This window comes from Streptomyces sp. Wb2n-11, assembly GCF_001049855.1.
Classification (GTDB): domain Bacteria; phylum Actinomycetota; class Actinomycetes; order Streptomycetales; family Streptomycetaceae; genus Streptomyces; species Streptomyces altiplanensis.
This window is the reverse complement of sequence record NZ_CVPB01000001.1, coordinates 1,480,127-1,498,058: the sequence shown is the minus strand read 5'-3', so window position 1 is coordinate 1,498,058 and position 17,932 is coordinate 1,480,127. Positions and strand designations below refer to the sequence as shown.

Annotated in this window: 17 protein-coding genes and 3 pseudogenes; 16 read left to right on the top strand and 4 right to left on the bottom strand. The window is 68.4% G+C overall.

Annotation, left to right across the window (positions count from 1 at the left end; genetic code table 11):
* Nucleotides 1-343 precede the first annotated feature (343 nt).
* The 11 genes and pseudogenes from BN1555_RS06630 to BN1555_RS40175 all read left to right on the top strand — a co-directional run bounded on the left by BN1555_RS06630 (nucleotide 344) and on the right by BN1555_RS40175 (nucleotide 9,475).
* Nucleotides 344-1,618 (top strand): tyrosine-type recombinase/integrase, encoded by a 1,275-nt coding sequence (locus BN1555_RS06630; RefSeq protein WP_093798510.1) that lies wholly within the window; start codon nucleotides 344-346, stop codon nucleotides 1,616-1,618.
* Nucleotides 1,619-1,988: 370 nt separating this feature from the next.
* Nucleotides 1,989-3,234, top strand: a pseudogene (locus BN1555_RS06625) (IS110 family transposase).
* Between the two features lie 95 nt (nucleotides 3,235-3,329).
* Nucleotides 3,330-3,764, top strand: a pseudogene (locus tag BN1555_RS06620) (hypothetical protein); the annotation flags it as partial.
* On the top strand, nucleotides 3,764-4,468 hold the full coding sequence (locus BN1555_RS06615) for an ATP-binding protein (RefSeq protein WP_093798508.1): 705 nt from the start codon (nucleotides 3,764-3,766) through the stop codon (nucleotides 4,466-4,468). The pseudogene BN1555_RS06620 and the gene BN1555_RS06615, both read left to right, overlap by 1 nt.
* Before the next feature lie 117 nt (nucleotides 4,469-4,585).
* Nucleotides 4,586-5,152 carry a WhiB family transcriptional regulator gene (locus tag BN1555_RS06610; protein ID WP_093798507.1) on the top strand — a complete coding sequence of 189 codons (567 nt, stop codon included), beginning with the start codon at nucleotides 4,586-4,588 and terminating at the stop codon, nucleotides 5,150-5,152.
* A pseudogene (locus BN1555_RS06605) lies at nucleotides 5,149-6,210 on the top strand (DUF2637 domain-containing protein); the annotation flags it as partial. The gene BN1555_RS06610 and the pseudogene BN1555_RS06605, both read left to right, overlap by 4 nt.
* A gap of 108 nt (nucleotides 6,211-6,318) precedes the next feature.
* The gene (locus tag BN1555_RS41555) at nucleotides 6,319-6,543 is read left to right on the top strand and encodes a hypothetical protein (RefSeq protein ID WP_093803236.1); all 225 of its coding nucleotides are present in this window, start codon (nucleotides 6,319-6,321) and stop codon (nucleotides 6,541-6,543) included.
* Nucleotides 6,540-7,205, top strand: a complete 666-nt coding sequence (gene mobC, locus BN1555_RS06595) for a plasmid mobilization protein (protein WP_093798506.1) — start codon at nucleotides 6,540-6,542, stop codon at nucleotides 7,203-7,205. The genes BN1555_RS41555 and mobC overlap by 4 nt, the downstream gene beginning before the upstream one ends.
* Nucleotides 7,205-8,965: a relaxase/mobilization nuclease domain-containing protein gene (locus BN1555_RS06590; protein WP_093798505.1), complete on the top strand. Its 1,761-nt coding sequence runs from the start codon at nucleotides 7,205-7,207 to the stop codon at nucleotides 8,963-8,965. Before mobC ends, BN1555_RS06590 begins: the two co-directional genes overlap by 1 nt.
* Nucleotides 8,966-9,071: 106 nt before the next feature.
* Nucleotides 9,072-9,251 carry a hypothetical protein gene (locus BN1555_RS40180; protein ID WP_255305912.1) on the top strand — a complete coding sequence of 60 codons (180 nt, stop codon included), beginning with the start codon at nucleotides 9,072-9,074 and terminating at the stop codon, nucleotides 9,249-9,251.
* Nucleotides 9,251-9,475 (top strand): hypothetical protein, encoded by a 225-nt coding sequence (locus BN1555_RS40175; RefSeq protein WP_255305911.1) that lies wholly within the window; start codon nucleotides 9,251-9,253, stop codon nucleotides 9,473-9,475. The genes BN1555_RS40180 and BN1555_RS40175 overlap by 1 nt, the downstream gene beginning before the upstream one ends.
* Before the next feature lie 65 nt (nucleotides 9,476-9,540).
* On the opposite strand, the gene BN1555_RS06580 is transcribed toward BN1555_RS40175, so the two are convergent.
* Together BN1555_RS06580 and BN1555_RS06575 are read right to left on the bottom strand one after the other, a co-directional pair.
* Nucleotides 9,541-10,179 carry a Cap15 family cyclic dinucleotide receptor domain-containing protein gene (locus tag BN1555_RS06580; protein ID WP_093798504.1) on the bottom strand — a complete coding sequence of 213 codons (639 nt, stop codon included), beginning with the start codon at nucleotides 10,177-10,179 and terminating at the stop codon, nucleotides 9,541-9,543.
* A 2-nt stretch (nucleotides 10,180-10,181) separates the two neighbouring features.
* Complete coding sequence (locus BN1555_RS06575) at nucleotides 10,182-11,093, bottom strand: nucleotidyltransferase domain-containing protein (RefSeq protein ID WP_141662814.1); 912 nt, start codon at nucleotides 11,091-11,093, stop codon at nucleotides 10,182-10,184.
* 323 nt (nucleotides 11,094-11,416) lie between these two features.
* On the opposite strand from BN1555_RS06575, the gene BN1555_RS06570 reads away from it, so the two are divergent.
* Complete coding sequence (locus tag BN1555_RS06570; RefSeq protein ID WP_093798502.1) at nucleotides 11,417-11,926, top strand: hypothetical protein; 510 nt, start codon at nucleotides 11,417-11,419, stop codon at nucleotides 11,924-11,926.
* A 475-nt stretch (nucleotides 11,927-12,401) separates the two neighbouring features.
* Here the strand turns inward: BN1555_RS06570 and BN1555_RS06560 are convergent, their stop codons facing one another.
* On the bottom strand, nucleotides 12,402-12,719 hold the full coding sequence (locus BN1555_RS06560; protein WP_255305910.1) for an esterase: 318 nt from the start codon (nucleotides 12,717-12,719) through the stop codon (nucleotides 12,402-12,404).
* A gap of 100 nt (nucleotides 12,720-12,819) precedes the next feature.
* Nucleotides 12,820-13,032 carry a hypothetical protein gene (locus BN1555_RS06555; RefSeq protein ID WP_093798501.1) on the bottom strand — a complete coding sequence of 71 codons (213 nt, stop codon included), beginning with the start codon at nucleotides 13,030-13,032 and terminating at the stop codon, nucleotides 12,820-12,822.
* A gap of 1,114 nt (nucleotides 13,033-14,146) precedes the next feature.
* Here BN1555_RS06555 and BN1555_RS06545 point away from each other — a divergent pair.
* The 4 genes from BN1555_RS06545 (at nucleotide 14,147) to BN1555_RS06530 (ending at nucleotide 17,923) form a co-directional block, all read left to right on the top strand.
* On the top strand, nucleotides 14,147-15,178 hold the full coding sequence (locus tag BN1555_RS06545; RefSeq protein ID WP_093798500.1) for a PDDEXK-like family protein: 1,032 nt from the start codon (nucleotides 14,147-14,149) through the stop codon (nucleotides 15,176-15,178).
* A 236-nt stretch (nucleotides 15,179-15,414) separates the two neighbouring features.
* Complete coding sequence (locus BN1555_RS06540) at nucleotides 15,415-15,624, top strand: hypothetical protein (RefSeq protein WP_141662813.1); 210 nt, start codon at nucleotides 15,415-15,417, stop codon at nucleotides 15,622-15,624.
* Between the two features lie 133 nt (nucleotides 15,625-15,757).
* Nucleotides 15,758-16,072 (top strand): hypothetical protein, encoded by a 315-nt coding sequence (locus BN1555_RS06535; RefSeq protein ID WP_093798498.1) that lies wholly within the window; start codon nucleotides 15,758-15,760, stop codon nucleotides 16,070-16,072.
* Between the two features lie 579 nt (nucleotides 16,073-16,651).
* Nucleotides 16,652-17,923 carry a beta family protein gene (locus tag BN1555_RS06530; protein WP_369689026.1) on the top strand — a complete coding sequence of 424 codons (1,272 nt, stop codon included), beginning with the start codon at nucleotides 16,652-16,654 and terminating at the stop codon, nucleotides 17,921-17,923.
* Nucleotides 17,924-17,932: the final 9 nt, after the last annotated feature.

Here is a 17,932-nt window from a genome sequence, read left to right as displayed (position 1 = left end):
TTTGCATTAAATTCCGGCCGGACCAAACAGAGGGACTTTTGACGAAACACCTACGACTCTTGCGAACTCTCGAAGGACACCGGCGAATGCTAGCTGAGGGTTCGGCGAGCCCTCGTCGAACCCTCAGCGAGCATTCGCCTAGGTGAAATCTTCCCTACCACTCCACCCCCCTTTGTCGCGAAGACCCCAAGAATGCATTTGACATCTTCAGCTCGCCTGGATCAACATCCAATTAACTCAGGGTGCGATGAACGGGCAGACGACCTCGCCGTCGACGATGGCCCTGATTAAAAAGAGTCCACAAATAGACTCAAAGGGTCGTTGGAAACTAGGAGTTGAGTCGATGCCGTACGACCGCTGGCACAAGTCGCGCCCGAAAGGCGGGGAGTCGACCTGCAAGGAACACGGCAAAGTCCCGACGCGGGATCACGGGACGGGGAAGCGGTGGCAGGCCCGATGGCGCGACCGGGAAGATGTCCAGCAGACGGAGCTGTTCCGCACCGAGGTCGAAGCCCGCAGGCACGAGACCAAGATGCGGTCCGGAGTGGACGACGGCTCGTACATCAACCCTCGTGCCGGCGAGGTCAGGGTCGGCGAACTCGCCCTTACGTGGCTTAGGGGGCACGAACACAAGAATCCACGGACTTACCGACGCCACAAGGAGCGGATTCACCTGCACGTCGTTCCTACCGCAGTGGGGAAGATGCGCGTAAAGGACGTGAACGCCTCATCTTTGCTGGACTGGCTGCACGACCGTCGCAGGCTGCTCGAAAGTTCCACGCTGCGCCTGGTCTTCGACAATCTTCGGGCTGTCTTTGACCTGGCCGTGGACGACAGCCTGATACACAAAAATCCGTGCCTCGCCAAATCGGTGCAGGACGCCAAGCCGAAGCGAGGAGGTGGCGGCCGGGCAGAGCTGACCCTGACATGGGAGGACACCGAGAAGATCCGTGCCGAACTTCCCGACCGCTATAAAGCTCTCGTCGACTGTGGTCGCGGCCTGGGTCTTCGGCAAGGAGAGATATTCGGCCTGTCACCAGAAGATATCGACTGGGCACATCCGGACGGCGCCATGGTGCACGTGCAACGGCAAGTAGTCCACGACGGCTCGTTCCTCGTATACGCCCTCCCCAAGGGCGGAGACGACGAGGACCCGAAGGACCGGTGGGTCGAACTGACCGACGACGTGGCCATCCCCCTCCGCGAGCACATGGAGAAGTACCCGCCGGTCGAGGTGACCCGACCGTGGGGCAGCAAAGGCGGCGACCCGGTCACGGTGCGGCTGATCTTCTACACCCGGGAGAAGACCGCCATTCAGTCGAATTGGTTCAACTCCTACCGCTGGAAGCCGGCCCTGGCGTCGGCCGGCCTCATCAAGCCCCTTGAGCACGACGCGAAGGGACGACGCTGGGAGAAGTCCCGCGCCGTGATGATGCACGCGCTCCGACACTTGTACGCGTCGATGATGATCAACGGCGGGGTAGACGTGTACACGCTCGCGGACCGCCTCGGACACGCCGATCCCGCGTTTACCCTGCGTGCATACGTGCACCGGGTCGTGGGAGCAGGTTCCAAGGTCCGCATCGCGGTCCGGAGCGCCTACACCAGGGCCGCGTGAGTCCTGCTCCGTTCGGCTTGTGCAACAACCGTGCAAGATGATCTTCGAGAGGTGTCATTTACGCAGGTCAGCGATCCAGCGCACCTTCGGTGCGCGCCGGGGGCGTGGTAAATCCCGTGGCGCGCGCCGGAGGTGCTTCTGTCTGCCCTGACGCGGGCTGGTCTCGGTTCGGGATCGTGGTGGGGTTCGTTCCGGCCGAAACCGATGCCTCTGTGATGCCCCTGAGCTCGCAGGTCAGCGTGGTGCTGGGGGCCGTCCACGGGAACCGTGGAGTGTTGCTGCGAAGCACGTGCGTCAGAATTCCTGATTCACCCTGGCCCTCCCGGAACGGCATACGACGGGTCCGTCAGCCAGGGAGGGAGCAAGTGCCGTGGACGTGCTGCACGAACGCTGCGCCGGCCTCGACATCAGCAAGAAAGACGCCAAGGCTTGTGTCCGTACCCCGAGTACGAAGCGGCGGGGGTCTTTCACAACGGAGACCACGACGTGGGGATCGACGACCAACGCGGTCCTGGATCTGCGGGACCATCTGCTCGCCGCACGGGTGACGCTGGTGGTGATCGAGGCGACGTCGGACTACTGGAAGCCCTTCTACTACGTGCTGGCCGAGGGCTTGAACGTGATCCTGGTCAACGCCCGGCAGGTCAAGAACCTGCCCGGCCGCAAGACGGACGTCTCGGACGCGGCCTGGCTGGCCCAACTCGGCGCCCACGGCCTGGTCCGGCCCTCCTTCGTGCCGCCCGAACCGGTCCGTGAACTACGGGACCTCACTCGCGCCCGGACCACCGCCACCCGCGAACGGAGCCGTGTGGTCCAGCGGCTGGAGAAGCTGCTGGAAGACACCGGCATCAAACTCTCCGCGGTCGCCGCCGACATCATGGGCGTCTCCGGCCGGGCCATGCTCGAAGCCCTCATCCGCGGCGAAGCCGACCCGCACGTCCTCGCGGACCTGGCCAAACGCAAGCTCCGCAACAAGATCCCCGAACTCACCGAGGCCCTGACCGGACGCTTCCGCGAGCACCACGCGTTCCTGGCCCGCCTCCACCTGGACCAGTACGACCAGCTCACCGTCATGATCGACCAGCTCACCGGGCGCATCGAGGAGGCGATGGCACCCTTTCGTGGCGCCCTCGACCTGCTCGACACCGTCCCTGGCATCAATCAGCACGTCGCCGAGGTGATCATCGCGGAGACCGGCGGGGACATGACCCGGTTCGCGACGGCCAAGCACCTCGCTTCCTGGGCCGGAGTCTGCCCCGGCCACCACGAGTCCGCCGGCCGCACCAAGAACACCAAGGTCCGGCCCGGCAACCCCTACCTCAAAGGCGCCCTCGGCCTCGCCGCGTTCGGCGCGGTCAAGAACCAAGGACACCTACCTCGCCGCCCGCTACAAACGGCTCACCGCCCGCCGCGGCCCCCTGCGGGCCCTCGTCGCCGTCGAACACTCGATCATCACCGCGATCTGGCACATGCTCACCGACAACGTCGCCTATCAAGAGCTCGGCGGCGACTACTTCACCCGCCGCGACCCCGAACGCGCCACCCGCCGGGCCATCACCCAGCTCAACCAGCTCGGCTACACCGTCACTTTCAACCCAAGGGAGACCGCAGCCTGACCGGCAGACCCGGACACCCGCCAGCCCTCAACGGCCAGCGGGCACCCAGTCCTGCCCACACCCACCCTGACCTGCTGCTATTTACGCGTCAGGAGGCGTTCCCCGAGGACTCCTCGAACCTTCCCCCAAGCCTCCCCGAAGGCTCGGCGCCTGGATCTAGGATCTTGGATCCTGGATCTCTTGTCCCTACGGGGCGCACAGCGCCCGCAACCGGCATCTCCGCCAAGGACCTGGTCGGGGAGTACGTCGCCGGGTGCGACCAGCGCCCCCCGAGCGACGTGATCGGGCACCTCGGGCGGATCATCAAGAAGCTCCTGGACGAGGGCATCGCACCGGCGCACATCCGAGCCGGGCTGGCGAATTTCACGGCCAACCCGAAGCACCCGAGCGTGCTGACCAGCATGGTCAACGAGGCGATGAACGCTCGCCCCGGCGGTTTGGCGCGGCCGGGAATCCGGCCTAACGTGCCCGCCCACCAGGCGTGGACCAACCCGGCCAACGCGTCTGCCGCCTACGCTGAGGAGCTGTGATGTACACCCGTCACCGCGAACCGCAGCTCCTCGGCAATGAAGCCACCCTGGAGCGCATGGCCCGGATTCTGGCCGCCCGCAACATCGACCCGGCTGACGCCGCGCTGGCCGACGACGCCCAGCCCTTCTCACCGCTGGATGCCCTGCTGGCCGGGATGCCCCCGCGCTATCAAGCGGCTGTCGCCGACCACCCCACGGTCCTGGAGTGGGTCCGGAAGGTCACCGACGCGGCCGTCGCCCCCAGCCGAGGAGCCCGACGACAGGTCACCACCGGCCCTAGCTTGCTGATGGCCGGGGTCGTCGGCGCGGGCAAGACGCACCAGGCGTACGGCGCGGTCCGAGCGCTGGTGCAGAGCGGGGTCGGCGCGCGCTGGCGGGCGACCACCGCCGCCGACCTCTACGCCGATCTCCGCCCCCGGCCCGGGGTGGACAGTGAGCGGGAGCTGGCGGCCGTCAGCCGGTGCCCGCTGCTGATCATCGACGACCTCGGCGCGGCCAAGGCGAGCGAGTGGGTCGAGGAGATCACGTACCGGCTGATCAACCGGCGGTACAACTACGAACTCCCCACGCTGATCACGACCAACCTGGCGATCAAGGACCTGCGTTCCTACCTTGGGGACCGAGTCGCCAGCAGGCTCGCGCAGATGACCACCCGAGTCGAGTTCGAGGCCGTCGACCGCAGACGCCACAGCGCCGCCGCCTGACCCTCCACAGGCCACCCCGCCGGACCGCGCCCTCGCAGCGCCGTCCCCCGGGCACCTACCGCCAGCGCACCTCTCCGCCGATGTCCCTGCGCGCGGAGAGCGATCGGAGCACCCCGCATGACCAGCACGATGAACGGCCCCGCCCAGCACCGTCAGCTCGGCGACCAGACCTGGCAGGCCGACGCCGTCTGCCAGAGCACCGAGTACAACCCGGTGGACCCCGAAGTCTTCTTCCCCGAACCCGACGAGACCGCCAAGATCGCCACGGCCAAGGCCCTGTGCGGCCAGTGCCCGGTCCGCCGCACCTGCCTGGACGCCGCTCTCGAAGGGGGTGACACCGACGGGATCCGTGGCGGCCTGACGGAAGAGGAGCGCGGGCCGCTGCACGACAAGCTCGCCAGCCGCCTCGACTACAGCCGCGTCAATGCCACCATCGCCGGACGCGACGTGCACCTCACCCATACGGAGCGCCGCGCGGTCGAGTACGCGGCCTACCGCCACGGGGTGAGCGAGCAGCGTCTGGCCTGGCTTCTGAAGGTCACCGAGGAGCACGCCAAGAAGCGGTACCGCGAGATCCGCCGGGCCGAGCGCAACCGAACCCTGAGCCAGCCCACCACGAACACCACACCCCCCGAGACCAGCGGCGCGCGCCTGATCCGCGACGACTTCGGGACGGCGGCATGAACATCGCAAGCGCGTCGAAGACGGCGCACATATCCGGGTGGGACCGCGCGGCTGTCGTGGCGCTCGGGGGCGCGGGGTGCGCGCTTTCGTACGACGCCCTGCAGCAGATGGCCGTGGCCATCCACATCCGAGGCTTCCTTACCTACCTGTTCCCCTTGGTGATCGACGGGTTCATCGCCTACGGCATCCGAGCCCTCCTGGTCCTGCGCAACGCACCACTGCGCGCCCGGCTCTACGTCTGGACGCTCTTCGGCACGGCCACCGCCGCCAGCATCTGGGCCAAAGCACTCCACGCGGTGCGCATCAACCAGGACACGGTCGCCGGCACCGGCCTCCAGCTCGGTGACGCGGTGGTCGCGGTGCTCTCCACCATCGCCCCGCTCGCACTGGCCGGAGCGGTCCACCTCTACATCCTCATTGCCCGGGGCCCGGTCGAGGACTCTGGCCAGCAGAACCTCGGTCAGCCCGGTCACCTCGGTGAGACCGACCGGAGCGACGCCATCGAGGTCACCCGGACCGACCGAGCCGGTCAGCAGCGGTCAGCGGCCGGTCAGGTCAAGTCCGGTCAGTCGGTCACCGCTCTGACCGACCGGCTGCCGCTGTCCCCGACCGACGAGGACACCGCCGCCCGGTCAGTGACCGGAGACTCGACCCCGGCGACCAGCGGCCAGTCGGTCACCGACCACCACAACCGCAGCCACGGTGCCCCTGACCTGCCGGGACAGGCGGACAAGGGTCGGACGGTCACTGACCGCCCCGGCAGTGCGGCCCCGGTCGGTGATGACCAGGACAGCCCGGCGGCGGTCAGTGCCCCGCCGGTCACCTCGCCGCCGGTCACTGACCGGGCCGCTCGGCCGACTGGTGACCGGCGTCCTGACCCGGACACCGAGGAGCTGCTGGCGATCGCCCGGTCGGCGGTCAGGGCCGAGGACAAACTGACCCGCAAGGTGGTCGCCCAGGCGATCCGAGGTCAGCAGATCCCGCTGTCCAGCGACACCCTGACCGCGCTGATGGCTCAGCTGCGCGAGCAGCACCGCCAGCCGGTCACTTCCTCCCGGCCCTGCCCGAACTTCCACGGAGTGGGTGACCGAACCGGTCACCCCGGCCGGTCACCCACTCCGCATGTCACCGACACACCCCACCACAGCAGAAGCGGAGAGCACCCGATGCGCACTCACCCGGCCACGCCCGCCGAAGTCGACTCCTGGCTGACCGTCCTGCACCAGCACGGACACCTCCACCGCGCCCAGTCCGGCCCCGACACCACCTGGATCGTTCAACGCGAGCAGCACGACCGGCCCTGGACCCTGCACCACCCCGTCCTGGCCATGGACTGGATCGAGGGACTCGTCCGCGAAATCCAGCAGCAGGACCCGGAGACGAGCCGGTGAACACCAACGACCCGGTGGCCACCCCCGCTGGACAGCATCGTGACCCCACCACGGCTCCTGGCGGAGCAAGCTATCGCGTACGACGGTCCTACGGCCCGTCGTACGCACTTGCCCCCGCCCGGGAGGGCGGGGGCAGCCTGGCTGGTCCCCGAGCGAGGGCGCACGGGGACCAGCCGGGCAACCGGCACCAGGGGGCGCCGGTCATCGGGGGAGAAGCAGATGACCCTGCCGACCGCGAGCAGCCGAGCCCGAGCACGCCCGCCTTCCCCGACCGCACCCCGCGCCGCCGTAGCCGCAACCCGAGCGAGCGCGCCCGCAAGACGACCACCCGCCTCTCCGACACCGAGAAAGCCGAGATCACCGACGCCGCCACCCAGCACGGCGTCACCGTCGCCCGCTTCCTCGCCACCGCCGGTCTGAGCGCCGCCCGCGGACGTGCCGCCGTGCACAGCAACGACCAGCTCGACACCGCCATCGACGAACTCGCCGCTCTACGCACCGCGCTGGCCCGGATCGGCAACAACATCAACCAGATCGCCTTCGTCCTCAACAGCGGTGGCCAGCCGCGCGCCGGTGAACTCGAACACGCTCTGGGCACGCTGACCGGACTTCTCGCCCGCGTCGATGACGCGGCGAACGACCTGGTGGCCCGGCGGCTGTGATGGTTCCCGACATCGGACGCGGCTCCCGCACCCACGGCCTCCTCGTCTACCTGTACGGCCCCGGACGGCGCGAGGAGCACACCGACGCGCACCTCGTCGGCTCCTGGGACGGCTTCGCCCCCGACCCCGGCCTCGACCCCGACCCGAAGGTCACCCTCGCCCGGCTCACCGCCGCCCTGGACCTGCGGGTCAAGCAGGCCGGCGACCGCGCGCCCGCCAAGCACGTCTGGCACTGCTCAGTCCGCACCGCCCCCGGCGACCGGCGGCTGGACGACGAGGAGTGGAACGCCGTCGCCCAGCGCATCGTCCACGCCACCGGCATCGCCCCGGCCGGAGACCCCGACGGCTGCCGGTGGATCGCCGTCCGCCACGCGGAGGACCACATCCACATCGTCGCCACCCTCATACGCGGCGACCTGCGCAACCCGCGCCTGAACTACGACTTCAACAAGGCCCAGGCCGAATGCCGCCGCATCGAGCAGGAGATGGGCCTGCGGCGCCTGAACGCTGGCGACGGAACCGCAGCGAAGAATCCCAGCAGCGCCGAGAAGTTCAAGGCCGAGCGCACCGGCCGCCCGGAGACCTCGCGCGAGACGCTCCGTGAGGCCGTTCGTCGAGCCGTGGCGGGAGCAGATTCGGAAGAGGAGTTCTTCACGCGGCTCCGAGAGGCGGGGGTGCGGGTGAAGCTGCGGCACGCTCCGTCCGGTGACGCGCTCGGCTACAACGTGGCCCTGCCCGGCGACCGCAACCGCGACGGAGACCCGGTCTGGTACCCCGGCTCCAAACTGGCCCCCGACCTCTCCCTTCCGAAGATCCGCCTACGCCTCACCGACGGGGCCGCCGAACCGAGCGGGCCCGCGGTCGCCGTTGACCGGACGAACTGGTCACCGCCCGCCCGTCAACGACGCAACGCAGTCGTCATCGCCGAGCGCTCGGCCACGCTCCTGGAACGCGACGAGGACGGCGAGGCCGCCGCCCAGCTCGTCGGCATCGGAGAACTCCTCGATGCGGTGGCCCAGACCTCACCGGCCACCACCCGCGCCGAGCTGGCCGCCGCAGCTCGCGCCTTCGAGCGGGCGACCCGCAGCCATGTCCGCGCCGAACGCGCCGACACCCGGGCTCTCCGCTCAGCCGCCCGGGGCATTGTCCAGGCCGGCGGGGCGCTCGGCCGAGGCGAGGACGGCGGCACCACCGCCATGCTCGTCTCCACCCTCGTCCTGGTCACCCTCGCCGCCGCCCGCTGGCACTCCGCTCACGGACACGCTCAGCAGGCCCACGCCTCCCGACAAGCCGCCGCGCACCTGCGCACCGCCTACCGGCAGGCCGCCGCCACGCCGATGCGAGTGCTGCACGACCAAGGTCGGGCCCTTCCAGAAGCCCAGCGCCGCGCGCACGAAGCCACCCTTCGCGCCGTCCTGCCGGAGAAGGCCGTACGGGCAGGGGGCATGGAAGCGAGGACCGACGCCTTGGTCGCCACCCTCGCCCAGGCCGAGCAGGCGGGCCACGACTCCGAAGCCCTCCTGCGCCAGGCCATCGACATGCGCGAACTCGAAAGCGCCGATGACGTGAGCGACGTCCTGGTCTGGCGCCTGCGGCGCATCGCCCAGCTCCCGGCACACCCGGGCGAAGGTGCCCGTCGTCCGCAGGCCGCCACCCGCCAGGCCACCGCGCCGAGCAGCCGCACCAGTGAACGAAACGCGACGGCAGTCGCGCCGCTCGGGACTGTTCAAGACCCCAACCGTCGCTCGTCACGTCGCTGACCAGGTCGGACCGGTAGTCGACCACCGACCGAGCGGACGCCGCGAAATGTATGGACAGCCGGTTTCACTGGCTGTTACGGATGAAGACAGGACCGACAACCGGGAGATGACGCTCGTGCTCAGAACCACCACCCGCACCACGGAGCCGGCACCCACGCTGCCCGTCCTCCCCACTGATACCGCCTCCCTGCTGCAGCTCCAGGCCGAGACGCGGCCGGTCGACGGCCCCGGGGCGATTCGCTGCGTCGGCCACTCACGCGAACTCGCTCTCGGGGCATCCCCGTGATGTGCTCCGCCTGCCGTGCCCGGCGCGACTGGCTGCTCATCAACCACGGGCGCAACGTCTGGGTCCGCTGCCGGTGCGGCAACCAGTGGCTCGAGCCCGAGATCAGCCGCGCCGACTTCGACGCCCTCGTCGGCGGCCCGCACGGGACGACCTACCCGAGTGTCGAGGCGGGCTTGGCCGCGCTCGGGTTCGATGGTGTCTTCGCCGGTATGTATATGGAGTAGGCGAGCACCGGGACGAATACGCGGGGACTTGGGGCACCAGCCTCCGGGTTCGCCGCTTCTGATCTTCAGCTACTGGCGTGCGCCGGGTCGGCAGCCTGAGCCTCTGCGAAGGTGCCGTAGTCGGTCGATCGGTCGAGCAGACTGAAGTCCATGTCACCGGCGGTGAACCGGCTGGTGTAGTAGTGCCCGGTCGCAGTCTTGGGCTGGAGACCGGTGACCGCGATTCGACAGGCCCCTTCGTGCCGCGGGCTTCGATGCTGGTGCTCCACGCGGGGCGTGTTGTCGTACAGGAATCCGATCTCGGCAGTTCCCGAGTTCTCGGGGGCGCCGATGGTGGCGTTGCTCGACCGCGAGGTGCTTTCCTTCGTGCGGAGTGTGGCGTGCAGGCTCCAGAAGGTCTGCTCGATCGTCATGTACGTGATGATCGGACCCCGGTTCCCTCCCTCCGGGATGTGGCTTTCCGAGCTCGGGACAAGCACTACCCGCCAGGTGCCCGTGACCCAGGCACGGCCGGTGAAGCGGTGGATAACGGGCCAGTGCCAGGCCCACTTGTCGAACACGACGGTGCCGTAGCCCACGAGCGCCGGAATGTACGCGAAGAGGTACCGGAACTCGGACGGGTACAGGCCCAGGACGACCAGGACGACCGTGTAGAGGGTGGCGGCGATGGTGGCGCCGGCTCGGATGGTGGTCGCGGTGTTCATCGTCAGCTCTCGTAGTTGAGGTAGTACCACGCGCGCTCGATAAGCTCGCGCGCGTCCTTCTCCGTCCACTTCTGGCCCTCGCCGAACACCTTCTTGATCCCGTTCGGCTCCACCATGCGCAGATAGCTGAACCAGGCCCCCGTGAGTTGCTGATAGACCTCCCGCAGGCTCTCGCGGACCACAGAGTCCAGGCTGCCGTCGAGGAGCAGGACGTTGTCCGGGACGTTGTAGATCAGGCACTCGGAGAAGTAAGACGGAAGGGCCTTGATCACGCCCTCGGAGGCGAGGTCGTTCTCGACGTTCTTCAGCACCCGCACCACGAACTTGTACCGGTACTTGGTGTTGGTGTTCTTCGTGCGGCCGTTGGCCAGCTGGAGCTCGGGCCAATTGATGACACGTTTGCCGTTGCGCCCGTAGACGACGCTGCCCACGTACTCGCCGCCGGGAACCGTGGTGTCGTAGGCCACCCACTTGAAGCACGGCACCACGTCGATGCTGGGACGGCTGCCCACAACCTCCGGAACGTACACGGCGAGGTTGTGGTCCGTGTCCACCCAGCCAAAGTGGTTGGTAAGCGCGTCTTCAACCTCCTGGCGGAGCTTCTGCCGGGTCCACGGCCCCGCGTACCTGGCTGGCTGCCCAAACCACCAAGCCGCCAGCCCCTCCGTATGGATGGGGTCGTTGAGCTTCACCATGATGTCGACGTCGCTATCACCGCGGACGTTGGTGTTGTTGGGGTACGAGCCCTTCGACGCCACCGTGATGTCGAGCCCCTGGAACGGTTGGTGCCGGAGCACCGCCTGTTTCACCATGCGCTCGGCGCGCTCCAGCCGGAGCTGTTCGGAAGCACCCGGGGGGTTCTTCCATTTGTTGATCAAAGCGATCCGCTGTTCATACGTCAGCTGTTGTGCCACGAAAGCCTCCAGGCTCCGGCGCGACTGCGCCGTCAATAGCGTACGAGCGGGCACTGACAGCGACGCTGGATGGCCGACGCCGACGGCGTCACATGGCTCACCGACCGGACGACTGGCTCTTTTGCCGGGTAGCGACAGAGCCAGACGCCGCCGAGAACTGACGCGCCACCGTTCAGCACGCCACGCGCCCCGGGGGGAATAGGCTCATCACATCCCCGCGGCCCGGCTCTTTGGAGTCGCCCCTCTCATCGACCCGATGTCCGCAGTGACAGGAGACCGTGGTCAGGGTGAACACGGTCGGAGAACTCCGGTAGATGTGAGGCATGAACCTCAACGACCTCAGCTCGCTGATGAAGCGTCGTCAGGACGGCGGCCTCAGCTTCGAACGCTTCCGATCCGATCCGGCATTGACCGCACTGCGGTGGCCGGACGACGTGCTGAGGGACTTCCTGTTCGACCATGGCGACAACGGTCCCTTCGTGGACGAATACGGAGCCCTCGACCTGACCGCGATCACTTGGACGCTGGAGACGATTCCGTCCGCGGACTTCCTCACCATGCCGACCGGTGAGAGCGAAGTCGGACTGATCGAACACTTTGCCAAGAACCCGGTGCACTGGGTCGCAGCGCGAGCCCCGGAAGTCGGCAGGCACTGGGAAGATCACGGGACGTGGTTGCGCCCGCCGCTCCTCATCGACCGGGGCCTCTTGGCTCCGGTGAGCGGCGGGCTTCAGGTCCTGGAGGGCCGAACTCGTGTCGGCGTCATGCGTGGCCGCCTCCGCGAGCAGCTGCACGTCGCCCCCGAGCACCAGGCGTGGGTGGGGCGGTCGTGAGGGCTAACTGCGTCCGCTGCGAACGCCGAGTGCTTTTCGAAGAGCTGCGGATGAATGAGAACGCGCCTGTACTCGGCCCGCGCCGGGACCTGGCGATGCACAACGACCGGTGGCCCTCGGGCTGGGAGCATGTCCTGCCAGGGTTTCCCCTGACCATGCTGATCGGGACCGAGAGCCAGCCCGACTTCACCGGCTCCCTGGACGACCTGGCGCACGGAATCTTGACGGTCACGGGCACTGGGACATGCTTGGTGGCGACTTCGATGGCCCCCTCTTGTTCTCCTGGCCGGATGAAGAGTGGGACTACGAGGAGGTGCCGGAGCGGCTGCGAGGCCGATCGCTGGAAGCAGTTCAGCGCCATGCTGACGACTGGCGGCTCCTCGGCACCGTGCGGGACCTGTCCGAGCTCTACCGGATGCATGCATAGCAAGGCCGTTCCTCGCCTGAACAGCGTGGGGTGGCCTGCGGCTCTCGATCAGATTCCGGTGAGACGGTTCGAGAGATCGAGGGCGTCGGTGGCGAAAGCGAGGGCGGCGCACAGGCCGGTCACCTCGTACAGGGTCGGACGGACCAGGCGCGGCCAGTCGTTCGGGGCGGCGGGCCAGGAACCGAGGAGCACCTCGGCAGTGGTCAGGCCGAGATGCACCGTGACGTCCCAGCCGCTGAGCGATGCGGGCTCCCAGCGCAGTCGGATGCGCCCGAGGGGAAGTCTGGGAGTTTCGGCAGCGAGCCAGGTGACGTCGAAGGAGCCGTCGGGGCGGGCGGAGATGCGCTGGACAAGCGCGCTGTGCACGCCGTTCGGCATGGGGCGCGCCGCGACATCGTGCAGCGCGAGGTGAGGCGCGGGGCGCGACAGTGACGAGATGGAAGCCTCCGTGGTGGTGGGGAAGCGATCAGGCCCAGGTGAGGGCGTCGCGCGCCCCCACCGGGAGGTAGCCCTCCTGTCCGTCGTCGGCGATGTACGCCTTGCCGTCGCGTACGACGACCTCGGCTCCCACAAAGTGGGCGAAGGGGAAATCCGGATTGATGGCGAGACGGACCGGCAGGTTGGGGTCGAGTTCCTGGAACTGGCGGAGCAGGTGGCCGACGGTCAGGTACTGGGGCAAGGGAGTCTCCGTGAACAGTGGACACTGACGGGCTGGTCGGCCCGACGACACGCAGTCGTCGGGCCATCGGTGCATGTATGAGCAGAGCCTGATGGGCAGTCAGCACGAGGAGCTGGTGACCAAGGCGGCGAGGAACCCGGCAACGGCCTCTGAGGGGGAGAGAGACCGAACTCCTGGACCCGTGCGTCGCCATTGGCGGGCTGCACCTGGACGTGCCAGACGATGTTGCGCTGCCAGGCCGACGGGTCTTCCGGGAGCCAGCCGACGTAGACACCGCCGTCGGGGCTGGTCGCGTGGACGTTGGCGTCGGGGGTGTCGACGAACGCCCATCCGAGAGCGCCCAGGAGGTCGAGCACCGGACCCGCACCGTGGTCGGCTGAGAGCCAGTGGCGAGCATCCGCCTTGGGGCGGACAACGGCAGGCAGGAGGGTGGCAGAGGTGCTCACGGTTAGATGGATCCCTTCGTTGAGCTGCGGTTTTCCCGATGTCCGTACGTTGGCATGCGGCATGCCGAAGTGCGTAGTCGTTTCCCCGGGAGTGACGTCTGCCGTCGGCGAACTCGGGGGTCGGCAGGTGACGGGAGACCGGGTGAAGCGCCGGGTCGCCGAAGGCCGGTGCGTCGAGTTGACGATGGAGGAACTGGCCGTCGCGGTAGGCCCCCGCGCTGAGGCGCCCCCTCCGCGACGAGGACACGCGCTAACCGTCCAGCGACGTGGCCCAGTGGTGGGCACCGGTGGCCCGACGACGGCCGCCGGAGTGGGCGCTTCGGGCACGCGACCCGGGGTATGTGGCGTCTACTCAGAGCTGGCGGCGGCGGCCCTGGATCAGACGAGCCGCCGGGGCCTCGGCCACGGGCGCGGCGGCCTCACGAGCCTCGACCACGCGCCTGATCGCTTGGAGGGGATGCGGATGTTGGGACGGACAGCTCGCAGATCCGCTTCTCCCAGGTGCGGTCTGCGTGGCCGCCGGCATTGTTCCGCCAGGATCCGGTTGGTCTTGACGAAGTGGGCGTTGGCGCCTTGTCGGACGGCGAGGTGTCCGAGCGTGGTAGCCGCCTCCGACAACGGCGCCAGCGCCAGGCCCAGTTGTCAGAGGCGGCGTGTAGCGTCCGGCCGTGACTTACGGACTGACGCGCCTGCTGCGTACCGAGGACGACTGGTCGGACTTGCTGTGCCTCCTCGCCGAGCTGGATCCTGAGCCGCTCCGGTCTGCCTTGCTCCTTGCACCGGGCAGGATCACCGTTTGGCGGGAGGTCTCGGTGAAGGCAGGCAGAGGGGCCCCCGCAGGCCGGGCCGACGTCATCGTCCTACTGGACGACATCGAGCGCGCGGTGATGGAGGTGAAGCTCGGTGCTGGTGCTCACGGCGATCAGTTCGCGGCGTACGACGTCTGGGCGGACTCGAAGGACATACCGGTATCAGCCCGCTATCTGGTGGGCCCGAACGCTGATCCCATCCCCAACGAGCCGAGACATTGGTCGCGTCAGCTCACAGTCGCCGGCCTCCTCGCCAGCTGGAACCGCTCGCCGGATGACTTCGCCCGACTCCTATCCGTCCGAGCGCTCCAGCAGTTCACACAACTGGAGGCCGAGGCAACGGGTCCAGCGAGCCAGGCCTCCATCGCGCTGAGCGACGCACTGCGTCTGCGGCGACTGGCGAGCATGACGCAGGCTGCCGCCCCACCCGGCACGATCTTCGAGCCCAAGCAACGCTCTGAGGCCGGAGCCGCGAACATCTGCGCCTGGCGAAAGACGGCGGACGGCTACGTTGTCGCCGAGATCCAGCGCCTAAACCCGAGGAGTCCGAGAGGCGGCACGGGCACGCCCTTCGAGATCCGCATCATGGTTGGGATCCCAGGGGCGACGCCCGGGGCCGATGGAGAACTCGCGGACCAATATCGAAGCTGGCTCGCCCGCCGTAGCTTCGTGCAGTACGCGGGCCCGACCGTCCAGGCGATGGTGGCGGCACCGGAAGACGACGGATTCAAGACGCAGAAGTCGAGAGGGAAAGGCCACCCGCGGTACTACGGATACAAAGGCGGTGGCCAGGGAAGCTCGGCCGTGCTCCAAAGCACGGTCGACTTGACCGACATGGTGACCGCGTTCTCTGCCGCGCTGCAGTACCTCACCACGTACCCAGAGCAGTAGACCAGCCAGAGCGCGATCCCCGGCGGCGTGCTTCCTCGCCGTCGATCAAGACCACGTCAGCCCCCAGATTGAGGACGGCCGTGCCCCCTCCGATCCCCGCCAACGTCGCGGCTGCTGAGATGCGTCGGCTGGGCAAGGCCGAGCCCCTGGAGCCTTACCCAGGCCGTGCCCGCGAACCTTGGATGTGCCGTCACATCCCGTGCCAGCAGGTCGTCTATCCGAACCGCAATAACGTGATGAGCGGTCAGGGGGCCTGCATCCGGTGCGCGCCTAACGCCCCGAAGAACCCGGAAGAGGCCAAGGAGGCGATGCTGGAGCGCGGCTTCATCGTGCTGGTGGACTTCCTCGGGACGGGCAAGCCGTGGCTCTCGCATTGTGTAGCGGCCGGGCACATCGTGGCGCCCCGGTACGGCCGTGGCCCGTCGCAACCTACTCTCATCGACTAATGCAGGGAATCAGTAGTTTCTCAGGGTCCCTATCCTGCCGCACTCGACGTCCCGCACATAGTCGGACGCAGCACCAACGGCTTCAACTGCACCGGGGTTCGTTCGGGGCCCTGCCGCACTTCCTCAAAACGCGGTGGCGCTGGGCGGTGCGGAGTGGAAGGACCACGAGATCCTCGCACCCGGCGACGTGAGCGGCGACGGCCACACCGACCTGTGGGTGCGCAGCACCGACGGGCAACTGGAGCGGTTCCTCTCTGCGGGAGCTGCGGCCCTGCCCGCCGACCCACCCACGATCCACACCGCGCCGGTGGCCTCGTATCCGCCGGCCGGCGCGTGGTCGGCGACCTCGACGGCGACGGCCCAGGCGGCGGGCGCTGCCGCCTGGGCCGTCGCCGTGTCTGTACGTCAGCGCGGGAGATCCGAGACCAGGCGGCGCAGAGCCGCGTGAGGCTCTGCGGAGGAGAACCAGGCATCCGCTGTGGCTGACGCCTGGGAGGAGAGACCCGGCGGGATGGGCAGAGACCCCACCTGGTGGTCTCCTCCGCTTCACCCCACAGGCCACGGTCCAGTCATGCGCTGGCAGAAGGGACGTCCCGCTCAGGACGTTTTCCCGAGCTGTAGAGCGCGATCATCGCCGGAGGTGACGAACCGGACCGGACGGCTACGTACGTAGCCACGTAGGTAGCCATGAGAACTGGAGCCAGAGCTGGACGACGGCGCGGCCGGACCTGGCACAAACGGTCTCTGCCAAGGCCGGTTCACCCATCACGACGAGGCCCTGATCACCCGTCACGGACGAGACGTGTGCTGGTGGACCTGGGCCGGCTTTCGCGCCAACACCACCCTCACCGCCTGGCTGACCGACGTGGTCGATCCACTTCAGAGGCCCGCAGACGCCTACGTACGGCTCCGCCACGACGTCACGGGGGAGGAGTGGGCGCAGGCATGGCGGCTGCCTCGGGAGGAGGAGCTGCCGCAGGTTTCCGCGGCTGCGGTACGCGGGCTCAAGTCTCCGCCGCTCTCCCCGATGATCTCGCCACCCGTGTCCTCGCCGATCCACTCGCGGATACGGACGGGGCCCGTGCCGCGTTGTCCCGACAGGTGCGCTGGGAGACCGAACAGGCCTGAGAACAGCGCCGGGACGCACATATTGGCCCCGCTGACCGGATTGCGCCCTTTCGGCGCCCATCGCCCCAGCTCACCTTGGTCCCAGACTGCCGCGGGGCAATGTGGAGGGGCCACCATGTCCGGACCGCTGTACGTTCCTGTCCTGCCCGCACGCCCCCACGCCGTGGCCGCGGTCAAGGACCTCGCCCCAGGGATCCGAGACCGGACGGCGCCCCTGCGGACGCTCCCAGCCATGACCGCCGAGGGCGCCGAGGAACTTCAACAGGCGGTGGACAAGGAACTCCGGCGGGTCGCGGCCGTACAGAAATACACGCCAGCATGGCTGGACGCCCCGCACGCAGACCTCGACGAGCGCGCCTACGCGGATCTGCTCCCCTCGTACTGGTCCCACACGGGGCTCCGCCCGGTCACCGACCCGGACCTTCCCGCAGCGCACCAGGCAGTGGCCGCAACCAGCGCACGCGACGGCGGCAACGGCCTCGGCATACGCATACGGCTGCCCGGCGCCTGGAACGACGAACTCGCCGAACGCACCGCGGCTCTGCTCACCAGGACGGGGCCCGAGGTGCGGGTGGACCTTCTTCTCGACCTCCAGACGGTGCTCCCCAGCCGTCCCGACGCGGGTAAAGAAGCGCTGCGCGCACTCGACGCGCTGGTCCCGCTCGCCTCCTGGCGCACGATCGCCACTCTGGCCGGTGGCTTCCCGGACGAAGTCGACGGGTTGCTCGACCGGGAGCGGGGCGAGGCCGACCGCGCGGACTGGGACACGTGGCACGAGATACGCGCGAGTGGGCGGTCGTATGCGGAGTTCGTTCGTTACGGCGACTACGGCACGCTCCCCGCCCGCAACCTCGGCAGAGCGGCGGATGACAGCGACCGGTCGCCGTTCGGACTGCTTCGATACACGACTGAACGTTCCTTTCTGCTCGCCCGGTTCTGGGCCGAGAAGCGGGGCGAAACCGGTGTCACACGGGAGGCGGCCCGCTGGATCACCGAGTTGTCGGACTTCCGGGGTGAGGGGGCGAGTACGGGCGACCACTGGTATCAGCAGTGCGCCCGGACCACGGGTTCCAAGGGCACGGGCAACGCCGGGACGTGGAACCAGGTCGGCAACGTCCAGCACATGATGTACGTTGTCTGCTGCCTGACCGGGGATGCTGATCGCCCCTGACGCCGAGAG

What these genes read in the sequence shown, in the direction of transcription:
- BN1555_RS06580 (WP_093798504.1), bottom strand. Translation starts at nt 10,179, where the DNA reads ATGAACACCGCGACCACCATCCGAGCCGGCGCCACCATCGCCGCCACC.
- BN1555_RS06540 (WP_141662813.1), top strand. Translation starts at nt 15,415, where the DNA reads ATGAGCGGTCAGGGGGCCTGCATCCGGTGCGCGCCTAACGCCCCGAAG.
- BN1555_RS40175 (WP_255305911.1), top strand. Translation starts at nt 9,251, where the DNA reads ATGTGCTCCGCCTGCCGTGCCCGGCGCGACTGGCTGCTCATCAACCAC.
- BN1555_RS06610 (WP_093798507.1), top strand. Translation starts at nt 4,586, where the DNA reads ATGACCAGCACGATGAACGGCCCCGCCCAGCACCGTCAGCTCGGCGAC.
- BN1555_RS06630 (WP_093798510.1), top strand. Translation starts at nt 344, where the DNA reads ATGCCGTACGACCGCTGGCACAAGTCGCGCCCGAAAGGCGGGGAGTCG.
- BN1555_RS06530 (WP_369689026.1), top strand. Translation starts at nt 16,652, where the DNA reads ATGATCTCGCCACCCGTGTCCTCGCCGATCCACTCGCGGATACGGACG.
- BN1555_RS06615 (WP_093798508.1), top strand. Translation starts at nt 3,764, where the DNA reads ATGTACACCCGTCACCGCGAACCGCAGCTCCTCGGCAATGAAGCCACC.
- BN1555_RS06590 (WP_093798505.1), top strand. Translation starts at nt 7,205, where the DNA reads ATGGTTCCCGACATCGGACGCGGCTCCCGCACCCACGGCCTCCTCGTC.
- BN1555_RS06570 (WP_093798502.1), top strand. Translation starts at nt 11,417, where the DNA reads ATGAACCTCAACGACCTCAGCTCGCTGATGAAGCGTCGTCAGGACGGC.
- BN1555_RS41555 (WP_093803236.1), top strand. Translation starts at nt 6,319, where the DNA reads ATGCGCACTCACCCGGCCACGCCCGCCGAAGTCGACTCCTGGCTGACC.
- BN1555_RS40180 (WP_255305912.1), top strand. Translation starts at nt 9,072, where the DNA reads ATGACGCTCGTGCTCAGAACCACCACCCGCACCACGGAGCCGGCACCC.